The sequence below is a fragment of the Neisseria sp. HMSC064E01 genome (genome assembly GCF_001808875.1).
GTDB classification, from domain to species: Bacteria; Pseudomonadota; Gammaproteobacteria; order Burkholderiales; family Neisseriaceae; genus Neisseria; species Neisseria sicca_A.
In genome coordinates this window covers 69,468-87,867 of the sequence record NZ_KV794943.1, presented here as the reverse complement: position 1 = coordinate 87,867, position 18,400 = coordinate 69,468, and the positions used below count along the sequence as shown (strand labels likewise).

15 protein-coding genes are annotated in these 18,400 nt (G+C 50.4%); 12 read left to right on the top strand and 3 right to left on the bottom strand.

All coding sequences use genetic code 11. From position 1 onward, the window contains the following. The 6 genes from HMPREF2572_RS08335 to rplS all read left to right on the top strand — a co-directional run. A partial coding sequence (locus HMPREF2572_RS08335) for an IS110 family RNA-guided transposase (RefSeq protein WP_070497645.1) occupies nucleotides 1-861 on the top strand: 861 nt, incomplete at its 5' end. 68 nt (nucleotides 862-929) lie between these two features. Beyond that, the gene (locus HMPREF2572_RS08330) at nucleotides 930-3,323 is read left to right on the top strand and encodes a bifunctional acetate--CoA ligase family protein/GNAT family N-acetyltransferase (protein WP_070497643.1); all 2,394 of its coding nucleotides are present in this window, start codon (nucleotides 930-932) and stop codon (nucleotides 3,321-3,323) included. Nucleotides 3,324-3,399: 76 nt separating this feature from the next. Next, nucleotides 3,400-3,648 (top strand): 30S ribosomal protein S16, encoded by a 249-nt coding sequence (gene rpsP / locus HMPREF2572_RS08325; protein WP_003740833.1) that lies wholly within the window; start codon nucleotides 3,400-3,402, stop codon nucleotides 3,646-3,648. Between the two features lie 18 nt (nucleotides 3,649-3,666). Continuing rightward, nucleotides 3,667-4,176: a ribosome maturation factor RimM gene (rimM, locus tag HMPREF2572_RS08320; RefSeq protein ID WP_070497641.1), complete on the top strand. Its 510-nt coding sequence runs from the start codon at nucleotides 3,667-3,669 to the stop codon at nucleotides 4,174-4,176. Further along, complete coding sequence (gene trmD / locus HMPREF2572_RS08315; RefSeq protein ID WP_070497638.1) at nucleotides 4,176-4,925, top strand: tRNA (guanosine(37)-N1)-methyltransferase TrmD; 750 nt, start codon at nucleotides 4,176-4,178, stop codon at nucleotides 4,923-4,925. Before rimM ends, trmD begins: the two co-directional genes overlap by 1 nt. A gap of 13 nt (nucleotides 4,926-4,938) precedes the next feature. Then, nucleotides 4,939-5,304, top strand: a complete 366-nt coding sequence (gene rplS / locus HMPREF2572_RS08310; RefSeq protein ID WP_003740828.1) for a 50S ribosomal protein L19 — start codon at nucleotides 4,939-4,941, stop codon at nucleotides 5,302-5,304. Between the two features lie 288 nt (nucleotides 5,305-5,592). Here rplS and HMPREF2572_RS08305 read toward each other — a convergent pair whose 3' ends face one another. Next, nucleotides 5,593-6,210: a PAQR family membrane homeostasis protein TrhA gene (locus HMPREF2572_RS08305; RefSeq protein WP_070497636.1), complete on the bottom strand. Its 618-nt coding sequence runs from the start codon at nucleotides 6,208-6,210 to the stop codon at nucleotides 5,593-5,595. A gap of 143 nt (nucleotides 6,211-6,353) precedes the next feature. Then, nucleotides 6,354-6,944 carry a tyrosine-protein phosphatase gene (locus HMPREF2572_RS08300; protein WP_070497633.1) on the bottom strand — a complete coding sequence of 197 codons (591 nt, stop codon included), beginning with the start codon at nucleotides 6,942-6,944 and terminating at the stop codon, nucleotides 6,354-6,356. Between the two features lie 265 nt (nucleotides 6,945-7,209). On the opposite strand from HMPREF2572_RS08300, the gene HMPREF2572_RS08295 reads away from it, so the two are divergent. The 3 genes from HMPREF2572_RS08295 to ubiB all read left to right on the top strand — a co-directional run bounded on the left by HMPREF2572_RS08295 (nucleotide 7,210) and on the right by ubiB (nucleotide 12,893). Beyond that, nucleotides 7,210-8,664 (top strand): transferrin-binding protein-like solute binding protein, encoded by a 1,455-nt coding sequence (locus HMPREF2572_RS08295; RefSeq protein ID WP_070497631.1) that lies wholly within the window; start codon nucleotides 7,210-7,212, stop codon nucleotides 8,662-8,664. 442 nt (nucleotides 8,665-9,106) lie between these two features. Next, nucleotides 9,107-11,170: a glycine--tRNA ligase subunit beta gene (gene glyS / locus HMPREF2572_RS08290; protein ID WP_070497629.1), complete on the top strand. Its 2,064-nt coding sequence runs from the start codon at nucleotides 9,107-9,109 to the stop codon at nucleotides 11,168-11,170. A gap of 211 nt (nucleotides 11,171-11,381) precedes the next feature. Then, nucleotides 11,382-12,893, top strand: a complete 1,512-nt coding sequence (gene ubiB / locus HMPREF2572_RS08285) for a ubiquinone biosynthesis regulatory protein kinase UbiB (protein WP_070497627.1) — start codon at nucleotides 11,382-11,384, stop codon at nucleotides 12,891-12,893. A 141-nt stretch (nucleotides 12,894-13,034) separates the two neighbouring features. Here the strand turns inward: ubiB and HMPREF2572_RS14245 are convergent, their stop codons facing one another. Next, nucleotides 13,035-13,241, bottom strand: a complete 207-nt coding sequence (locus HMPREF2572_RS14245) for a hypothetical protein (protein WP_148132310.1) — start codon at nucleotides 13,239-13,241, stop codon at nucleotides 13,035-13,037. 433 nt (nucleotides 13,242-13,674) lie between these two features. Between HMPREF2572_RS14245 and ychF the strand changes: the two genes are divergently transcribed. From ychF to tyrS, 3 genes are all read left to right on the top strand, one after another. After that, on the top strand, nucleotides 13,675-14,766 hold the full coding sequence (gene ychF, locus HMPREF2572_RS08275) for a redox-regulated ATPase YchF (RefSeq protein ID WP_016687874.1): 1,092 nt from the start codon (nucleotides 13,675-13,677) through the stop codon (nucleotides 14,764-14,766). A gap of 358 nt (nucleotides 14,767-15,124) precedes the next feature. After that, nucleotides 15,125-16,999: an acyltransferase family protein gene (locus HMPREF2572_RS08270; protein ID WP_070497623.1), complete on the top strand. Its 1,875-nt coding sequence runs from the start codon at nucleotides 15,125-15,127 to the stop codon at nucleotides 16,997-16,999. 60 nt (nucleotides 17,000-17,059) lie between these two features. Next, complete coding sequence (tyrS, locus tag HMPREF2572_RS08265; RefSeq protein WP_070497621.1) at nucleotides 17,060-18,355, top strand: tyrosine--tRNA ligase; 1,296 nt, start codon at nucleotides 17,060-17,062, stop codon at nucleotides 18,353-18,355. Nucleotides 18,356-18,400 lie beyond the last annotated feature (45 nt).

The following is an 18,400-nucleotide window of genomic DNA, read 5'->3' as shown; positions in this document are numbered from 1 at the left end:
AACAACCCGAAAGGTATCGCCCATACTATCGAATACCTTAAAAAGCACAACGTCGCCCTCGTCGTCATGGAAAGCACCGGCGGTCTCGAAATTCCCGCCGCCAAAGCCATCCACCGCGCAGGCATAGCCGTGATCATCGCCAACCCGCGTCAGACGCATCAGTTTGCCCAATCGCAGTCGCTGACCAAAACCGATGTTAAAGATGCCCAAATGCTTGCCTTCTTCGCACAGATGATGATGCAAAAAGAAGATTGGCAAACCATGCTCTACCAACCGCCCACCGAAGCGGAAGAAGTGTTGGAAGCATTGGTCAACCGCCGCAACCAGCTGGTGGATATGCGGACTGCCGAGAAAAACCGTCTGCATCAGGTTCATGAAACGCAAGTCGAAAGCGTCAAACAACTGATTGCCCATTTTGACCGTCTGATTGACGAATTGGACAAACAAATCGACGACCACACCCACACGCATTTTGACGGCAAAGCCAAAGTGGCGGAACAAATCAAAGGCATTGGTTCGATAACGACGGCTACGCTGATGGCGATGCTGCCCGAATTGGGGCGGCTGTCGCACAAACGGATAGCGAGTTTGGTCGGCATTGCCCCGCACCCGAGTGAGAGCGGGGAAACCAAATTCAAAAGCCGCTGCTTCGGCGGAAGGTCTGCGGTACGTAAGGCGCTGTATATGGCTACCGTGGTAGCGACACGTTTTGAACCGCTTATTCGGGATTTCTACCAACGCCTGCTGTCCAAGGGTAAGCCGTATAAGGTTGCCGTTACGGCATGTATGCGCAAACTGCTGACGATATTGAATGCCCGGATGCGTGATTACTTTGCCGAAAACGGTATCCAAACGTCTTGATTTGAGTTTTTGTATTTTTGCCCGACGGGGTGAAAAATACAGTTGCTACACACCGAAAAGGAGGCACCATGTCCGCCCAATCCATGTCCGGCTACTTCTTCATGCCCAACCACATCATCCTCGTGGGCGCGAGCGAGCGCCCATACAGCTTGGGTGAACGCATCCTGAGCAACCTCCTGAGCGCACCGTTTCAAGGTCAAATCACACCCGTCAACCTCCGCCACCGCACGGTTGCCGGACTCACCTCCTACACCAATCTCAACAAAATCCCCGGCAGCGCCGACCTCGTCATCGCCGTAACGCCGCCTGACAGCTACGACGCCCTGTTCAAATCCTGCCGCAAAAAACAGTTCGGCCACATCATCCTCATCCAAGACTGGGAAAGCCTGTCCGACGACGAATGGCACACCGCCGAAGCCGCCATCAAAAAACACCACGGCGACGAACTCAACATCAGCGTGTGCAGCCCCGCGGGCGTGCAGCTTCCATCGCAAAGCCTCAACATCAGCTCACAACCCGACCATCCGGCAGGCTACACCGCCCTTCTGACCGGACACGCATCCGTCAGCAGCGAAATCAACCTCATGTTGCAAAAAATGGGACAGGGCATTTCACGCCACATCAGCCTCAACTATCCACTCAGCCCCACCACTTCCGCCGACTGGCTCAACCGTTTCGGCCACAACCGCCACACCAAAGTCGCCGTTATCGAGCACAACCCAGCCGAAAACCAACGCAACCTGTTCAGCGCCATCCGCCATTTCGCCCGTCACACCCCACTCATCCTCCACGTTACCCACCGTTCAGACGACACCGAAAAAGCCGTGTTACGCTGTCTTGCACGTCATTGCAACTTCCTCGCCACATTCAACAGCAGCGAACTCGAAGCCGCCCTGCACGCACGTTTATCCGACCTCCCCCCTCTGAACAGCATCGACATCCTGTCCAACACCCCTGCCGAGTGGCTAGAAACCTGCGCGCCTCAAAACCTAAAACTCCAATTCTCCACTGAGCAGCCAAACATCCGCCAAGGCTACATCGGCAGCACACCCACGCCAGCCCATTACCACAGCATCGCCAGCCAAAAACTTCAAAATACCCATACCGAAGCCCTGCTCGCCATCGTTGCCCCGACTGACAGCCCTGACGAAAAAAATCTGACCCGCACCCTGAGCATGCTGGCGAAACACACTGCCAAACCCCTGCTTGTCAGCAGCCGTTTTTCAGACGACCTCCTACATTTCGACCGTCCTGAACAAGCCTTGCAAGCCGTATCGCTCCGCAACATTACCGACCAACTGCAAAAAGAGCAGTTACGCATCGCCACGCCTAAAAAAGGTCGTCTGAAAACCCCGCAAGTAAGAAACATTACCAAAGCCCTCGCTTCAAAAGACCTACCCTTGCTTGCCGAAGCCCTGTGCCTGCCTACCTATCAGCACACCACACATAACGCGGTGCAATTCCGTTTTCAACGCCATACCGTCTATGGCGACATCCTGACCGTATGCCATCAAGGCAAAACCACCGCCGCGCTCCCGCCGTTTTCTACGCTGGACATTGAACACATCGCCCATTTCGCCCAACTTGAAAACACGCATATCCTCAACCAACTCCTGCACACCTTAAACACACTCAGCCAACGGCAACAATACATCGGCGAAATCCTGCTCAACCTCAACGGCGACCAATACAGCAGCGACTTTATCTTGCAGGCTGACGAACGCCCCTCCCCGAAAAACAAATCAACCAATATAGCCACCCTCAAGCTCGAACAAGCCGCCGCCAAAGTACAGACCGCAGCAGAATACCTGCGCAGCAAAAATCCTGCTGCCGCCGAGTTCCTCCGCAATACCGGCGAAGCCGCCGCCGAACTTTTGGGCGCAAAAACCGAAAGCGAAGCCCCCATCCAAAACGTGCTCGCCCCCTACCCGACCGAGCATCCTACTACGCTTACCCTGAAAAACGGCGAAACCGTAACCATCCGCACCTTCACCCCCGAAGACGCGGAAGCCAAGCAGCAATTCGTCCGCAGCCTTTCTCCGCAAGCGCGCTACACCCGCTTCATGACCCACACCAACGAATTGCCCATTCCCACCCTCGCGCGCTTCAGCAAACTCGACTACCACAGCGAAGCCGCATGGACGGCGCGCAATTCAGACGACCTCATCGTCGCCGTCAGCCGCTTCAGCCGTATCAACCGCAACGAATGCGAATTCGGTATCACACTTGCCGAAAACGTGCGCGGCAAAGGGTTGGCAACGGAAATGATGAAGCTGATTATCCAATCGGCAACACAACAAGGCTACCGCGTCATGAGTGCCCAAATACTCAAATCCAACATCCCCATGCTTAAACTTGCTGAAAAATCAGGCTTTACCATCACCCCCTCCGAAGAAGACAACACTTTGTGCCAAGCGCGCCTCAGCCTGACCACTCCGCAAAACAGCAACAAAAACAAATAAAAACTTGCATGAACAACGCAAAATATCCTAAAATTAGCGGTTTCTTATCTATCCGATTTTCTCAAAAGGACTCAAAATGGTAGTTATCCGTTTGGCTCGCGGTGGTTCTAAACACCGTCCCTTCTTCCACGTAGTCGTTGCCGACTCCCACAACCGTCGCGATGGTCGCTTCATCGAGCGCGTTGGCTTCTACAACCCTGTTGCCAATGAAAAACAAGAGCGCGTACGCCTCCAAGCCGACCGCCTGAACCACTGGATCGCTCAAGGCGCACAAGTCAGCGACGCAGTTGCAAAACTGATCAAAGAACAAAAAGCTGCTGCTTAATCACCGGCTAATCTTGCTATGACCGACACTCGACAACGGGTAGCCATGGGCTACATCAAAGGCGTATTCGGCATCAAAGGCTGGCTCAAAATAGCTGCCAATACAGAATACGCCGACAGCCTCCTGGACTACCCTGAGTGGCAGTTAAGCAAAGACGGTAAAACATTGAATGTTACACTCGAAGCCGGCAAAATCGTCAGCGGAGAGCTTCAGGTCAAATTCGAAGGCATAGACGATCGCGATCAGGCTTTTGCCCTGCGCGGCTATACCATCGAAATCCCCCGAGAAGAATTCGCCCCTACCGAGGAAGACGAATACTATTGGGCAGATTTAGTCGGTATGACTGTTGTCAACAAAGACGATATCGTGCTCGGCAAAGTCACAAACCTGATGGAAACCGGTGCCAACGATGTTTTGATGATTAATGGAGAATATGGTCAAATCCTGATCCCGTTCGTATCCAACTACATCGAAACCGTCGATACCGAAAGCAAAACCATTACCGCCGACTGGGGCTTAGACTACTGATGTTGATTCAAGCCATCACCATCTTCCCCGAAATGTTCGACAGCATCACCGAATACGGCGTAACCGGTCGCGCAAAAAAACAAAACCTTTGGCAATTCCAAGCCATCAATCCCCGCAAATTCGCCGACAACAAACTCGGCTATATTGACGACCGCCCCTTTGGCGGAGGTCCGGGAATGATTATGATGGCACCGCCGCTGCAAGCAGCGATAGAAGAAGCCAAACAAATATCTTCAGCGCCTGCAAAAGTCATCTACCTTAGTCCGCAAGGTCAACCACTGACCCACAAAAAAGCTGTAGAACTTGCAAAATCTCCGCATCTCATACTGCTTTGTGGACGATACGAAGGAATTGACGAACGCCTGCTGCAAAGCAGCGTAGATGAAGAAATCAGCATAGGCGACTTTGTCGTTTCCGGCGGAGAGCTACCCGCCATGATGCTGATGGATGCCGTACTCAGACTGATACCCGGCGTATTGGGCGATATACAGTCAGCCGAGCAGGACTCGTTTTCAGACGACCTACTAGACTGCCCCCATTACACCAAACCCTTAGAATTCCAAGGCATGACTGTTCCCGTCGTATTGCGTTCGGGCAATCATGGTTTGATAGCCGAATGGCGGTTGAAACAATCGCTGCGGCGCACCCTGGAGCGCAGACCAGACCTACTGGAAAAGCGCAGTTTAATCCCAAAGGAATCCCGCCTCTTAAAAGAAATCTTGCAAGAGCAACAGGAAATCCAATCATAATTTAGGAAAAACAATGAACCTGATTCAACAATTAGAGCAAGAAGAAATTGCTCGTCTGAACAAAGACATCCCCGAATTCGCACCGGGCGACACTGTAGTCGTTTCCGTACGCGTAGTAGAGGGTTCACGCAGCCGTCTGCAAGCTTACGAAGGCGTTGTTATCGCCCGTCGTAACCGTGGCTTGAACAGCAACTTCATCGTCCGCAAAATTTCCAGCGGCGAAGGCGTTGAGCGTACTTTCCAACTCTACTCCCCTACCGTAGAAAAAATTGAAGTAAAACGCCGCGGTGACGTTCGTCGCGCTAAACTGTACTACTTGCGTGGTCTGACTGGTAAAGCAGCCCGCATTAAAGAAAAATTGCCTGCCCGCAAAGGTTAAGCATAAGAACAGCAAAAAATCCCCACTTTTCAGTGGGGATTTTTTTACATCATCTTTCTATCATTCTGCAACAAATTCAATCACAGATATAGTGGATTAACTTTAAATCAGGACAAGGCGACGAAGCCGCAGATAGTACATCAGGACAAGGCGACGAAGCCGCAGACAGTACAAATAGTACGGCAAGGCGAGGCAACGCCGTACTGGTTTAAAGTTAATCCACTATAAGATTTCGGTTACCACCCTACAACCAAAACCTTAGAATAACTTCTGTAAACCATCAGCCTCTTAAAGCACATAAAAATAAATGCAGATAAATTGAGCCAAGCTGCCACCAAGAACAAACAAATGCCAAATACCATGACCATGCTTAATCTTTTTATCCTTCACAAACCAATAGATACCGACGCTATACAATATACCGCCCAACGCAAGCCAAAACAGTCCGGCAGATGAAAGCGATTGAACCAATGGAAATAAAGCAACCAAAATCAACCATCCCATCACCACATAAATAATCATGGACAACAGCCGCTTTTCACTCTTCCTACCTATTGTAAGCTCTTGAATAATACCTAAAAACGCCAACCCCCACGACACGCCGAAAAGCGACCAGCCCCACTCCCCCTTAAGTGGAATCAGGGTAAAAGGGGTATAGCTGCCTGCAATCAACAGATAAATCATGCAATGATCCACTTTTTGCAAGACAGCCTTGATTTTAGGTTGGGGAATACTATGGTATAGCGTTGAGCCCAGATACAGCAAAGACAGGCAAACACCATAAGTAATCGCACTGGCAAGCCGATATGAATCATCCGCCTTGATAATCATCAGCACCAATGCCGCAACAGCCAACATGGCGCCGATTAAATGAGTATACGCATTAAAGCGTTCACCGTGATACATAAGAATCGTTCTTAGTTTGAAGAGACCGGCAAAGTGTACGCCAAACACCATACCGTAAGCGCAAGAAAATGATAAAAATAAGTTAAAACCAACACCGTTATCATTCTGAAGCACCTAATCCAGGCCTTACCTTACATTCAACATCATCCCTCTTTTCTCAGACGTTCCAAATATTCGCGTACTTCCTGCACCTTTTCTTCAGTAAACAAATTCTCAATATTTTTCCAAATACTATGGTAACCATAAGGACCGTGTTGCATTTCCAACCTAGCCTCTTCCACTGACCAACCCTGATAAATAATACGGTACATTCCGGAAATCAAACCTGTACGGTCAGCCCCATGATAGCAATGAACCAATACAGGGCCGTATTTTTGCTGCTTTTCAATTAAGAAAAGCGTTTGCGCGACATCTTTAGGCTTAATTTTCCACGTCAACAAAGGACGGTTCAGCAGCATCAAATTGCGCCCTTTTAAATGTGTTTCGTTGTCGTTCCGATCAAAAAATCGCAAATTAATCACACTACGGATACCGAGTTGCTCAATCAATTCCCCATCTTCCGCAACCGGCTGCTCACTGCGGTAAAGCTTATCATCAATACGGTACAAATTAGCATCTTGCTTTACCAAAGTCGCCCAACGGGCAGAAGCAGTAGAAATATCTTGAGGAGCCATAGGAGTGGAACACGCGGCAAGGAAACATGAGCACAAAATGACAGATACAAAACGACGCATAAAATCTTCTCTAAAATAAAACGTGATTGTAATGGCAGGTCGTCTGAAAACGAAGCCCGATTAAAGCGGACAACCACAACCGGCAGCTTCAAGCATTTTCAGACGACCTTTATGTCGTACAAATCAAACACAAACCACATATCCAAGAACAATCAGCCTAGCAAATGTAAAAAACAGTTTGTTTTTGTCATGATTATATCTATGATAACGCTTTTATGCTGTTTGATAAAAACGCACCATTTTAACCGACAAAAAAGGGGACAACATGTCTGTAATCAACACTAAAATCAAAACCATCATCTTAACCGCCGTCAGCGCGGCAATCCTGTCTGCCTGTGGCGGCGGTGGCAGCGGTGGCGCATCCACCCTTTCCACCGGCTCAACCAGCACAGGCGGCAACGGCAGCCCTGCCAAAAACAGCAGTCCAAACAATGCTACCCCCAGCGCAGCCAACAACAGTAATGGCAATACCGTAGCAGCAGCAGCCCCTAGTCATAACCGCGCTGACAATCTTGCAGATTTGATTGACGAAGCTCCGCTTGAAGCTTTGAACCTTCCTACCCCGCTGCACACCAGCTTTATTTCTTCAGCCAGCGCACAGCAAGGCAATCCAAACGTTCAGTTGCGCCAAAAAGAAACTGGGGAGCAATTCCAAACTGACAACCAAAACAAAGACCAAGGCGGCTTGATCAGCTCTTTAGATTTTAAAGCCAATGATGAAGTGAAATTGGACGGAATCGTGTTATTCAATAAAAATGCGAATGGCAGCGCAACGCAACCTGAATGGACAACCACCGATTCTCTCATCGCAAAAATCAATTCCAAAGGAAATACAAAAGCCGATGTCAGCGAACAAGATGGCAGCGAAAAAAATACCAAATACGAATACGGCAAATCAACTTTGGACGACCGTATTGTCGAAATCTTCAAACAATTGAAGACCGAACGGGAAAACCTTAAAAAAGCAAAAGAAGGCGGTACCGACGGTATTGATACAAACAAAATTGCAGAAATTGAAGCCAAGATCAAAGAGCTGTCAGAACTGTATGACTTTAAACGTCAACTTCGTGCAGGTTTGACAAAATATACTCAAGATTCCATGAATCAAATTGCCTATTTCCGCACTGATGCCGATGGTTTGGTATTTGACAAACGATTCGACGGCATCTACGTCATTCGCTTTGTTGATGGTACGCAGATCGTTATGCACGATCCTGCCGCTGCCGGCTGGACTTACCAAACTTTCGCCCACTATATCGATCCGAAGTCCGGTGTGATTTACGGCTATCAAAGCTTAGGCGATGAAACCAAGTTTACCGATCTGCCTGAAAAAGGTACGGCCACTTACAACGGCTTGACTACTGCCTATGTTGTGAAAGGCGACCAAGGTCGTCAGCTGACCGCAGACGTTAAAGCTATCGTCGATTTCGGCTTGAAAGGCGTACGCTTTGAGACTTCCAATTCCCAATTCCATTCCCTCGACGCCAACGGCCGCCGTGTAAGCGAAGCTGATGCGAAGTACGATATGAAAGGTACGGCAAAATGGGAAAACGGCAACCTCTTCCTGGGTTCGATTGAAGCAGCCGCAGCAGGTCTGAAAGGTAATTTGAGCGGTAAATTCTACGGTGCAAAAGCTGCTGAAATCGGCGGTACTTACGGTCTGAAAAACCAAGACGGCAGCGAACACTTCATTGGTGGTTACGGAGCGAAACGTCAATAACCCCCATTACCGTCTCCTTTAAAAAAGGTCGTCTGAAAGACTGTTTGCAGTTTCAGACGACCTTTTCTTTCCACCTATTCAAGTGATACGAAAGCACATAAAACGACAGCCCCATCCAGCAGCAGATTGGTTTGAGATCAAAGCGAAACAACGAAGTTATCTTTATCCGACAGCTTTATTCCCTATCTTCATCACCCCCCACCCGCTTCTATTGCCAACTTCTCTAATAATCACGCCGCAGAGAAGGCGCAATTGTGGCATAATCTGCACCAAATCAAACAGACATCGGCAATGCACACCATACCGGCGCGCCGATCCGATGGCTTTATCACCAAACTTTCAGACAAATCAAATCAAGACGGGGTTTCCAGCCAGAGATCGTCTGAAAGTATCCGCTTCAACGAAATTAAAACCGACAAATGTAAAGAGCAGAAAGTCTCCCATGACAACCCAAACCCTTTTAATCGAACTCCTTACCGAAGAACTCCCCCCCAAAGCCCTGAATAATTTAGGCAATCACTTCGCCGCTTCTGTTGCCGAAGGCTTGGAAAAAGCGCAACTGATTGACGGCGCAGCCGAATTTACCGCCTACGCCTCACCGCGCCGTTTGGCTGTTCAAATCAAAAACGTCAAAGCCGTTCAAGCCGATCAGAAAATCGTGAAAAAAGGTCCTGCCGTGGCGAATGCCATGAAAGATGGTGCGCCGACCAAGGCTTTGGAAGGTTTTGCGCGCGGTGCGGGGGCAAAAATCGAAGACTTGACCATCGTCCACGACGGTAAGCAGGATGTGTACGCCTACGAATATGTTCAAACCGGCAAACCGTTGGGCGAACTTTTGGAAGACATTATCAATCAAGCCGTTAAGAAACTGCCGATTCCGAAAGTGATGCGCTGGGGCAGCAGTACGTTTACCTTCGTGCGCCCCGTTCACGGGCTGATTGTGCTGCACGGCGACGACATCGTGAACGTCAGCGTCTTGGGCCTGCAAAGCGGCAATCAAACCTTGGGACACCGCTTCCTTTCCAGCGGCGAAATCACTATTACAAACGCCGACAGCTACGCCGCACAAATGCGCGAGCAAGGCAAAGTCGTCGCTTCGTTTGCCGAGCGCAAAGCCGCGATTCAGACGGCCTTAAACGAGCAGGCAGGTCGTCTGAAAGCGACTGTTGCCGCCGATGAAGCCCTGTTGGACGAAGTTACCGCGCTGGTCGAATACCCCGTTGTTTTGGAAGCCGGTTTTGAAGAACATTTCCTCGCCGTGCCGCAGGAATGCCTGATTCTGACCATGCAGCAAAACCAAAAATACTTCCCACTGCTCGACCAAAACGGCAAGCTGATGAACCGCTTCCTGCTGGTCTCCAACCTGCAAACCGAAGACCCGTCGCACATCATCCAAGGCAACGAACGCGTTTTGCGCGCGCGCCTGTCTGATGCCGAGTTCTTCTATAAGCAAGACCAAAAAGCGACTTTGGAAAGCCGCCTGCCCAAGCTGGCGAACGTGGTTTATCACAACAAAATCGGTTCGCAAGCCGAACGCATCGAACGCCTGCAAAGCATCGCCGCCCACATCGCTAAAGCTTTGGGTGCAGATGCCGCCGCAGCCGAACGTGCCGCGCGTCTGGCAAAAGCCGACTTGGTTACCGAAATGGTCGGTGAGTTCCCCGAACTGCAAGGCACGATGGGCAAATACTACGCCCGCTTGGACGGAGAAACCGAAGAAATCGCCGAAGCCGTCGAGCAGCACTATCAGCCGCGTTTTGCCGGCGACAACCTGCCGAACGGCAAAGTCGCCACTTCTGTTGCGCTGGCCGACAAGCTGGAAACCTTGGTCGGCATTTGGGGCATCGGTCTGATTCCGACCGGCGACAAAGACCCCTACGCCCTACGCCGCGCTGCCTTGGGTATTTTGCGGATGCTGATGCAGTATGGTTTGGACGTGAACGAGCTGATTCAGACGACCTTCGACAGCTTCCCAAAAGGTTTGCTCAACGAGAAAACACCGTCTGAAACCGCCGACTTCATGCAGGCGCGCCTTGCCGTATTGCTGCAAAACGACTATCCGCAAGACATCGTTGCCGCCGTACTCGCCAAACAGCCGCGCCGTTTGGACGATTTGACCGCCAAACTGCAAGCCGTTGCCGCGTTCAAGCAACTGCCCGAAGCCGCCGCGCTCGCCGCCGCCAACAAACGCGTGCAAAACCTGCTGAAAAAAGCCGATGCCGAGTTGGGTGAAGTCAATGAAAGCCTGCTGCAACAAGACGAAGAAAAAGCCCTGTATGCCGCCGCACAAGGCTTGCAGCCGAAAATTGCCGCCGCCGTTGCCGAAGGCAATTTCCAGACCGCCTTGTCCGAACTGGCTTCCGTCAAACCGCAAGTCGATGCCTTCTTCGACGGCGTGATGGTAATGGCTGAAGATCCCGCAGTGAAACAAAACCGCCTAAACCTGCTGAACCGTTTGGCAGAACAAATGAACGCAGTAGCCGATATTGCGCTCTTGGGCGAATAATATATAGCCGTAAACAAAGGTCGTCTGAAAACGGACAAGCAGCTTTGCCTAACGTTTTCAGACGACCTTTTTGATTCTATGAATCTAACGCCATCCGCCCACGCACAAAGCCAATTCCCGCTCACATCCTTGTCTTAGCCCCATACCATTCCGTGTGGGCACGGCCTATTTACTATATAATTTCGACTTTCAGCATTTTCCGCGCTTAATCATGAAACGGCTCAAACGCATCAAAACCATCCTCCGCACGCTTTACCTCTACCACCTCGCCGAGCTGTTTGTCGCGCTTGTCCGTCCAGGCTGGGCGCGGACGTTGTTGAAAATGCTGCCGCAGTCGTCTGAATTTGAAAACGAACCGCCGGCAGTGCGCCTGCGCCTTGCCTTAGAAAGCTTAGGGCCGATCTTCATCAAGTTCGGACAGGTTCTCTCTACGCGCCCCGATTTGATTCCGCATGATTACGCGGTCGAATTGGCAAAGCTGCAAGACAAAGTCCCGCCGTTTGACGCGCAGCTTTCGCGGGAGCAAATCGAAAAATCGCTGGGGCAATCTATCGAAACGCTGTACGCGGAATTTGAAACCGAACCCGTCGCCAGTGCGTCCATCGCCCAAGTACACAAAGCCCGCCTGCATTCGGGTGAACAAGTGGCGGTCAAAGTCTTGCGCCCCAACCTTTTACCCGTTATCGAACAGGATTTGTCGCTGATGCGTTTCGGCGCGGCTTGGGTCGAACGTCTGTTTGCCGACGGCAAGCGTTTGAAACCGCGCGAAGTGGTGGCGGAGTTCGACAAATATCTGCATGACGAGTTGGACTTGATGCGCGAAGCCGCCAATGCCAGCCAGCTCGGACGTAATTTCCAAAACAGCGATATGCTGATTGTGCCTAAAGTGTTTTACGACTACTGCACCAGCGACGTGCTGACCATCGAATGGATGGACGGCACGCCCGTATCGGAAATCGCCAAACTCAAAGCCGACGGCATCGATTTGCACAAACTTGCCGATTACGGCGTGGAAATCTTCTTCACGCAAGTCTTCCGCGACGGCTTTTTCCATGCCGATATGCACCCCGGCAACATTTTGGTCGCCGCCGACAACCGCTACATCGCCCTCGATTTCGGCATCGTCGGCACACTGACCGACTACGACAAACGCTATCTCGCCATCAACTTCCTCGCCTTTTTCAACCGCGATTACCACCGCGTCGCCACCGCCCACATCGAATCGGGCTGGGTACCCGCCGACACGCGCGCGGAAGAATTGGAAGCCGCCGTCCGCGCCGTATGCGAGCCGGTATTCAACAAACCTATCTCACAAATTTCCTTCGGCTTGGTGCTGATGCGCCTGTTTGAAGTCAGTCGCCGCTTCAATGTCGAAATCCAGCCGCAGCTTGTGCTGCTGCAAAAAACGCTGCTCAACATCGAAGGCTTGGGACGGCAGCTTGATCCCGATTTGGACTTGTGGAAAACCGCCAAACCGTTTTTAGTGAAGTGGATGAACGAACAGGTCGGTCCCAAAGCCTTTTTGCGCAACCTCAAAAACGAAGCCCCCGACTGGGCGCAAATCATCCCTTCCCTACCGCGCAAAATCAGCGCGCTGGTTGACGAAAACCGCCAACAGGAAATGCGCGATGCCTATATCCACTTGGTTAAAGTACAGCAGCGGCAAAGCATGTGGCTGGGTGTGATTGCGGTTATTCTGTTTCTGATTTTGCTGTTTGATTAAAAATCTATATACACAAAAGGTCGTCTGAAAACGAAGTGGTGGTTTTAGAAAAACTCACTATTCGCATTTTCAGACGACCTTTTATTATGAATTTGAATAAAACGCACACCTCAACCGTAGCGTGGGCTCCGCCCACGAAAATCAGGATATTTTGCCTATCGCCCAAAAACAGAATAGACCGATATATTTCTCGCGGGTAAAGCCCACGCTACTTTTCCACTCGTTACCAAGGTCGTCTGAAATCACGGATTGCAGCCAGGCAAACCCGCTATGACCGTTTTTCAGACGACCTTCTATTGCGAGTTTGAATACAATCCCCGCCGCAGCCGTAGCGTGGGCTTTGCCCACGAAAATCAGGATATTTTGCCCCTCGCCAAAAAACAGAATAGACCGATATATTTCTTGCGGGCAAAGCCCACGCTACTTTTCCACTCGTTACTGAGGTCGTCTGAAATCACGGATTGCAGCCAAGCAAACCCGTTATGACCATTTTCAGACGACCTTCTATTGCGAGTTTGAATAAAATCCCCGCCGCAGCCGTAGCGTGGGCTCCGCCCACGAAAATCAGATATTTTGCCCCTCGTCCCAAACAAAATTGACCAACATAATTTCTCGCGGGCAAAGCCCACGCCACCTTGTTCCATCTTCGTCGAGGTCGTCTTAAAACGCCAACCGTTCCCATCGCATGGAAACCGCGGCTTTCAGACGACCTTTACAGTTTTTGAGTCATTCCCGATATGCTATAATCCGCCGTTAAACTTTTATCTTTTCAGGAAAAAACATGAGCTTGAAATGCGGCATCGTCGGCCTGCCCAACGTCGGCAAATCCACCCTCTTTAACGCGCTGACCCAATCGGGCATCGAAGCGGCGAACTATCCCTTCTGCACCATCGAACCCAACGTCGGCATCGTCGAAGTGCCCGACCCGCGCATGGCGGAACTGGCAAAAATCGTCAACCCGCAAAAAATGCAGCCCGCCATCGTCGAGTTCGTCGATATTGCCGGTTTGGTTGCAGGTGCAAGCAAAGGCGAAGGCTTGGGCAACCAGTTCCTCGCCAACATCCGCGAAACCGACGCCATCGTCAACGTCGTGCGCTGCTTCGACGACGACAACATCGTCCACGTCGCAGGCAAAGTCGATCCGATTGCCGACATCGAAACCATCGGCACCGAATTGGCACTTGCCGACCTCGCCAGCGTCGAAAAAGCCATCGTCCGCGAAGAAAAACGCGCACGCTCAGGCGACAAAGACGCGCAAAAACTGGTCGAACTGTGCAAAAAACTGCTGCCGCATCTGGACGAAGGCAAACCCGTCCGCTCCTTTGGTTTGGACGCGGAAGAACTCGCCATGCTTAAACCGCTGTTCCTGCTGACCGCCAAACCCGCCATGTATGTCGGCAACGTTGCCGAAGACGGTTTTGAAAACAATCCGCACCTCGACCGCCTGAAAGAGTTGGCAGAAAAAGAAAACGCGCCCGTCGTTGCCGTTTGCGCCGCGATGGAGAGCGAAATCGCCGAGTTGGAAGACGACGAAAAAGCCGAATTCCTCGCCGAAATGGGCTTGGAAGAACCCGGCTTGAACCGCCTGATTCGCGCTGGTTACGACCTTTTGGGCCTGCAAACCTACTTCACCGCCGGCGTCAAAGAAGTCCGCGCCTGGACCATCCACAAAGGCGACACCGCCCCGCAAGCCGCCGGCGTCATCCACACCGACTTCGAACGCGGCTTCATTCGCGCCCAAGTCATTTCCTACGACGATTTTGTCTCACTCGGCGGCGAAGCCAAAGCCAAAGAAGCCGGCAAAATGCGCGTGGAAGGCAAGGAATATGTCGTGCAAGACGGCGATGTGATGCACTTCTTGTTTAACGTGTAAACCAAATGCAACAGGTTTTCAGACGACCTCTCGATACTTTTTGAGTCGGGCAAGGTCGTCTAAAAACCTGTTCTTAACAATTGTTCGAGCTCACCTCGTCATGGAAATCGAAGTGTATAAACACTCAAACCCGATTAAGTTCTATCTCATTAATTATAAAAATAAAATATTAAGCACACACCTTAAAACTATCACCTGAGTTTTCAATCTAACTACCCAATCAAACCGACACTATCAACAATTATTCTAAAGCAGCCCACCCACACACCCTATACCCGATTTGAACAACCATCAACCCTTATAAAATTATCTTTCAGACGACCTCTGCATTGCCGGCTCTATTTAAAGTAAAAATATTATGAGTAAAATCTTATCTTACCGTCCTGACATTGATACATTGCGCGCCATTGCCGTCTTATCCGTCGTAGCCTTTCATATCGAAAAGAACTGGTTGCCGGGCGGTTTTCTCGGTGTCGATATTTTCTTCGTGATTTCAGGCTTTTTGATTACGATGATTATCCATCGTGAAATGAGCCAGGGAATTTTCTCTTTTAAAACGTTTTATATCCGCCGCATCAAACGGATTTTGCCCGCATTTTTTGCCGTATTAACCGCAACGCTGATAGGCGGCTTTCTTTTATTCACCAAAGATGATTTCTTTCTTTTGTGGAAGTCCGCACTGGCTGCTTTAGGTTTCGCATCCAATCTGTATTTCGCAAAAGGGCAAGGCTATTTCGATCCGGCACAGGAAGAAAAGCCTCTGCTCCATATATGGTCTTTATCGGTTGAAGAACAATACTACTTTGTCTTTCCGATATTGCTGCTGCTTGTCGTCCGCAAAAGTTGGCGCGTGCAGTTTGGCTTTCTCATCACGCTATGTGCGTTAAGCCTTGCCGCTTCCTTTATGCCTTCTTCACTCGATAAATATTATCTCCCCCATTTGCGTGCCTGCGAAATGCTGGTCGGATCGCTGACAGCCGTGTGGATGCAATATCAACAACAGCAGAAACTTTATATCGGCAAGCAATATGCTGCCGCAGGTGCTTTATTGTCTGTGTGCATATTGTTCGCCTGTCTGTTTGCCTACACGGAGCAAACCGCTTATTTTCCAGGCCCTGCCGCTTTGATTCCTTGCCTGGCTTCGGCAGCACTGATTTATTTCAATCATTTCGAACATCCGCTTAAAAAATTTTTCCAATGGAAAATCACCATTGCCATCGGCCTGATTTCCTATTCACTTTATCTGTGGCATTGGCCTATATTGGCTTTTATGCACTATATCGGTCCGGACAACCTGCCTTCTTATTCAACAGCGGCAGCAATCGTCCTGATGTTGGTACTTTCTTTGATTTCTTATTACTGTATAGAAAAACCGTTTAAAAATTGGAAAGGTTCGTTTGTACAATCTGTCTCATGGATTTACGCCCTCCCCATGCTGATTTTGACCGTAGGCTCTTTTTTCGCGATGAAGCTGCCATTTATGGCGCAATATGACCATATGGGACTGGCACGCTCCTATACCTCCTGCCATAACAATACCGATAAACAATGCCTTTGGGGAGACACGGAAAAACAGCCGGAATTGCTGATTTTGGGCGACTCTCACGCCGACCAATACAAAACATTCTTTGACGCCGTGGGCAAAAAAGAAAAATGGTCTGCCACCATGGTTTCTGCCGACAGTTGCGCCTATGTAGAAGGCTACTCAGCTCGAGTGTTTAAACAAAATGCCTCCTGTCGTGCCTTTTATCAGTATGCAAAAGAGCATCTGCCTCGATATTCAAAAGTGCTTTTGGCCATGCGTTGGGGCAGCCAAATGCCGGAAAACAGCAATTCTATTTCTTATGATGCTGATTTCTTTCAAAAATTCGACACCATGCTGCAAACACTATCTTCTGAGAAACAAATTGTTTACCTCATGACGGACAACCAAACCTTGTCTTACAACGCCCTGCGCGCCTATATGCTGTCTTCCCGTATACCGGGTTACCGCCAAAACCTGCATTCGGACGATGAAGCGACCACGAAAGGCAATCTCCGTATTAGGGAACTGGCAGCCAAATATCCTAATGTCCATATCATCGATGCCGCAGCCCTTATCCCGAAAGATTTTAAAATCGACGGATTGCCAGTTTACTCGGATAAAGACCATATCAACCCTTACGGAGGAATAGAATTGGCGAAGCGTTTTTCCAAAGAGAATAAACTCCTCGATACGCACCATAGCCATTGATCCGATTAAATTTGTTACAATTAGCGGTTTGCAAAACCGCTAATTTTTTGAAAGATACCGATGAGCGTCATCCAAGACCTACAATCGCGCGGCCTTATCGCGCAAACTACCGACATCGAAGCCTTAGACGCTTTGTTAAACGAACAAAAAATCTCCCTCTACTGCGGTTTCGACCCGACCGCCGACAGCCTGCATATCGGCCATTTGCTGCCCGTATTGGCATTGCGCCGTTTCCAACAAGCGGGGCATACGCCGATTGCTTTGGTGGGCGGTGCGACCGGTATGATCGGCGACCCCAGCTTCAAAGCGGTGGAACGCAGTTTGAATTCCGCCGAAACCGTTGCCGGCTGGGTAGAAAGCATCCGTAACCAACTGAAACCGTTTTTGAGCTTTGAAGGCGAAAACGCCGCCATTATGGCGAACAACGCCGACTGGTTCGGCAGCATGAACTGCCTCGATTTCCTGCGCGACATCGGCAAGCATTTCTCCGTCAACGCCATGCTGAACAAGGAATCCGTCAAACAGCGTATCGAGCGCGACGATGTGGGCATTTCCTTCACCGAGTTTGCCTACTCCCTGCTGCAAGGCTACGACTTTGCCGAATTGAACAAACGCCATAGCGCGGTTTTGGAAATCGGCGGTTCCGACCAATGGGGCAACATAACCGCCGGTATCGACCTGACCCGCCGTCTGAACCAAAAACAAGTATTCGGCCTGACCCTGCCGCTGGTCACCAAATCCGACGGCACCAAATTCGGCAAAACCGAAGGCGGCGCGGTATGGCTGAACGCGAAGAAAACCTCGCCGTATCAATTCTACCAGTTCTGGCTGAAAGTTGCCGATGCCGATGTGTATAAATTCTTGAAATACTTCACCTTCCTGTCTATCGAGGAAATCGACGCCATCGAAGCGAAAGACCAAGCCAGCGGCACCAAGCCAGAAGCGCAACGCATCCTCGCCGAAGAAATGACCCGCCTGATTCACGGCGAAGCCGCCCTGCAAGCCGCGCAGCGCATTTCCGAAAGCCTGTTTGCCGAAGACCAAAGCAGCCTGACAGAAAGCGACTTCGAACAGCTCGCCCTCGACGGTCTGCCCGCATTTGAAGTTTCAGACGACCTCAACGTCGTTGAAGCCTTAGTCAAAACCGGCTTGGCATCTTCCAACAAAGAAGCGCGCGGTTTTGTGAACAGCAAAGCGGTATTACTCAACGGACAAGCCGCCGAATTGAACAACCCGAACCACGCCGCCGAACGCCCCGACGATGCCTATCTGCTGACCGACGCGCACAAACGCTTCGGCAAATACACCATCGTACGACGCGGCAAACGTAACCACGCGCTCTTGGTTTGGAAATAAACCTTAAATGACAAAGGTCGTCTGAAATCCGTTTTCAGACGACCT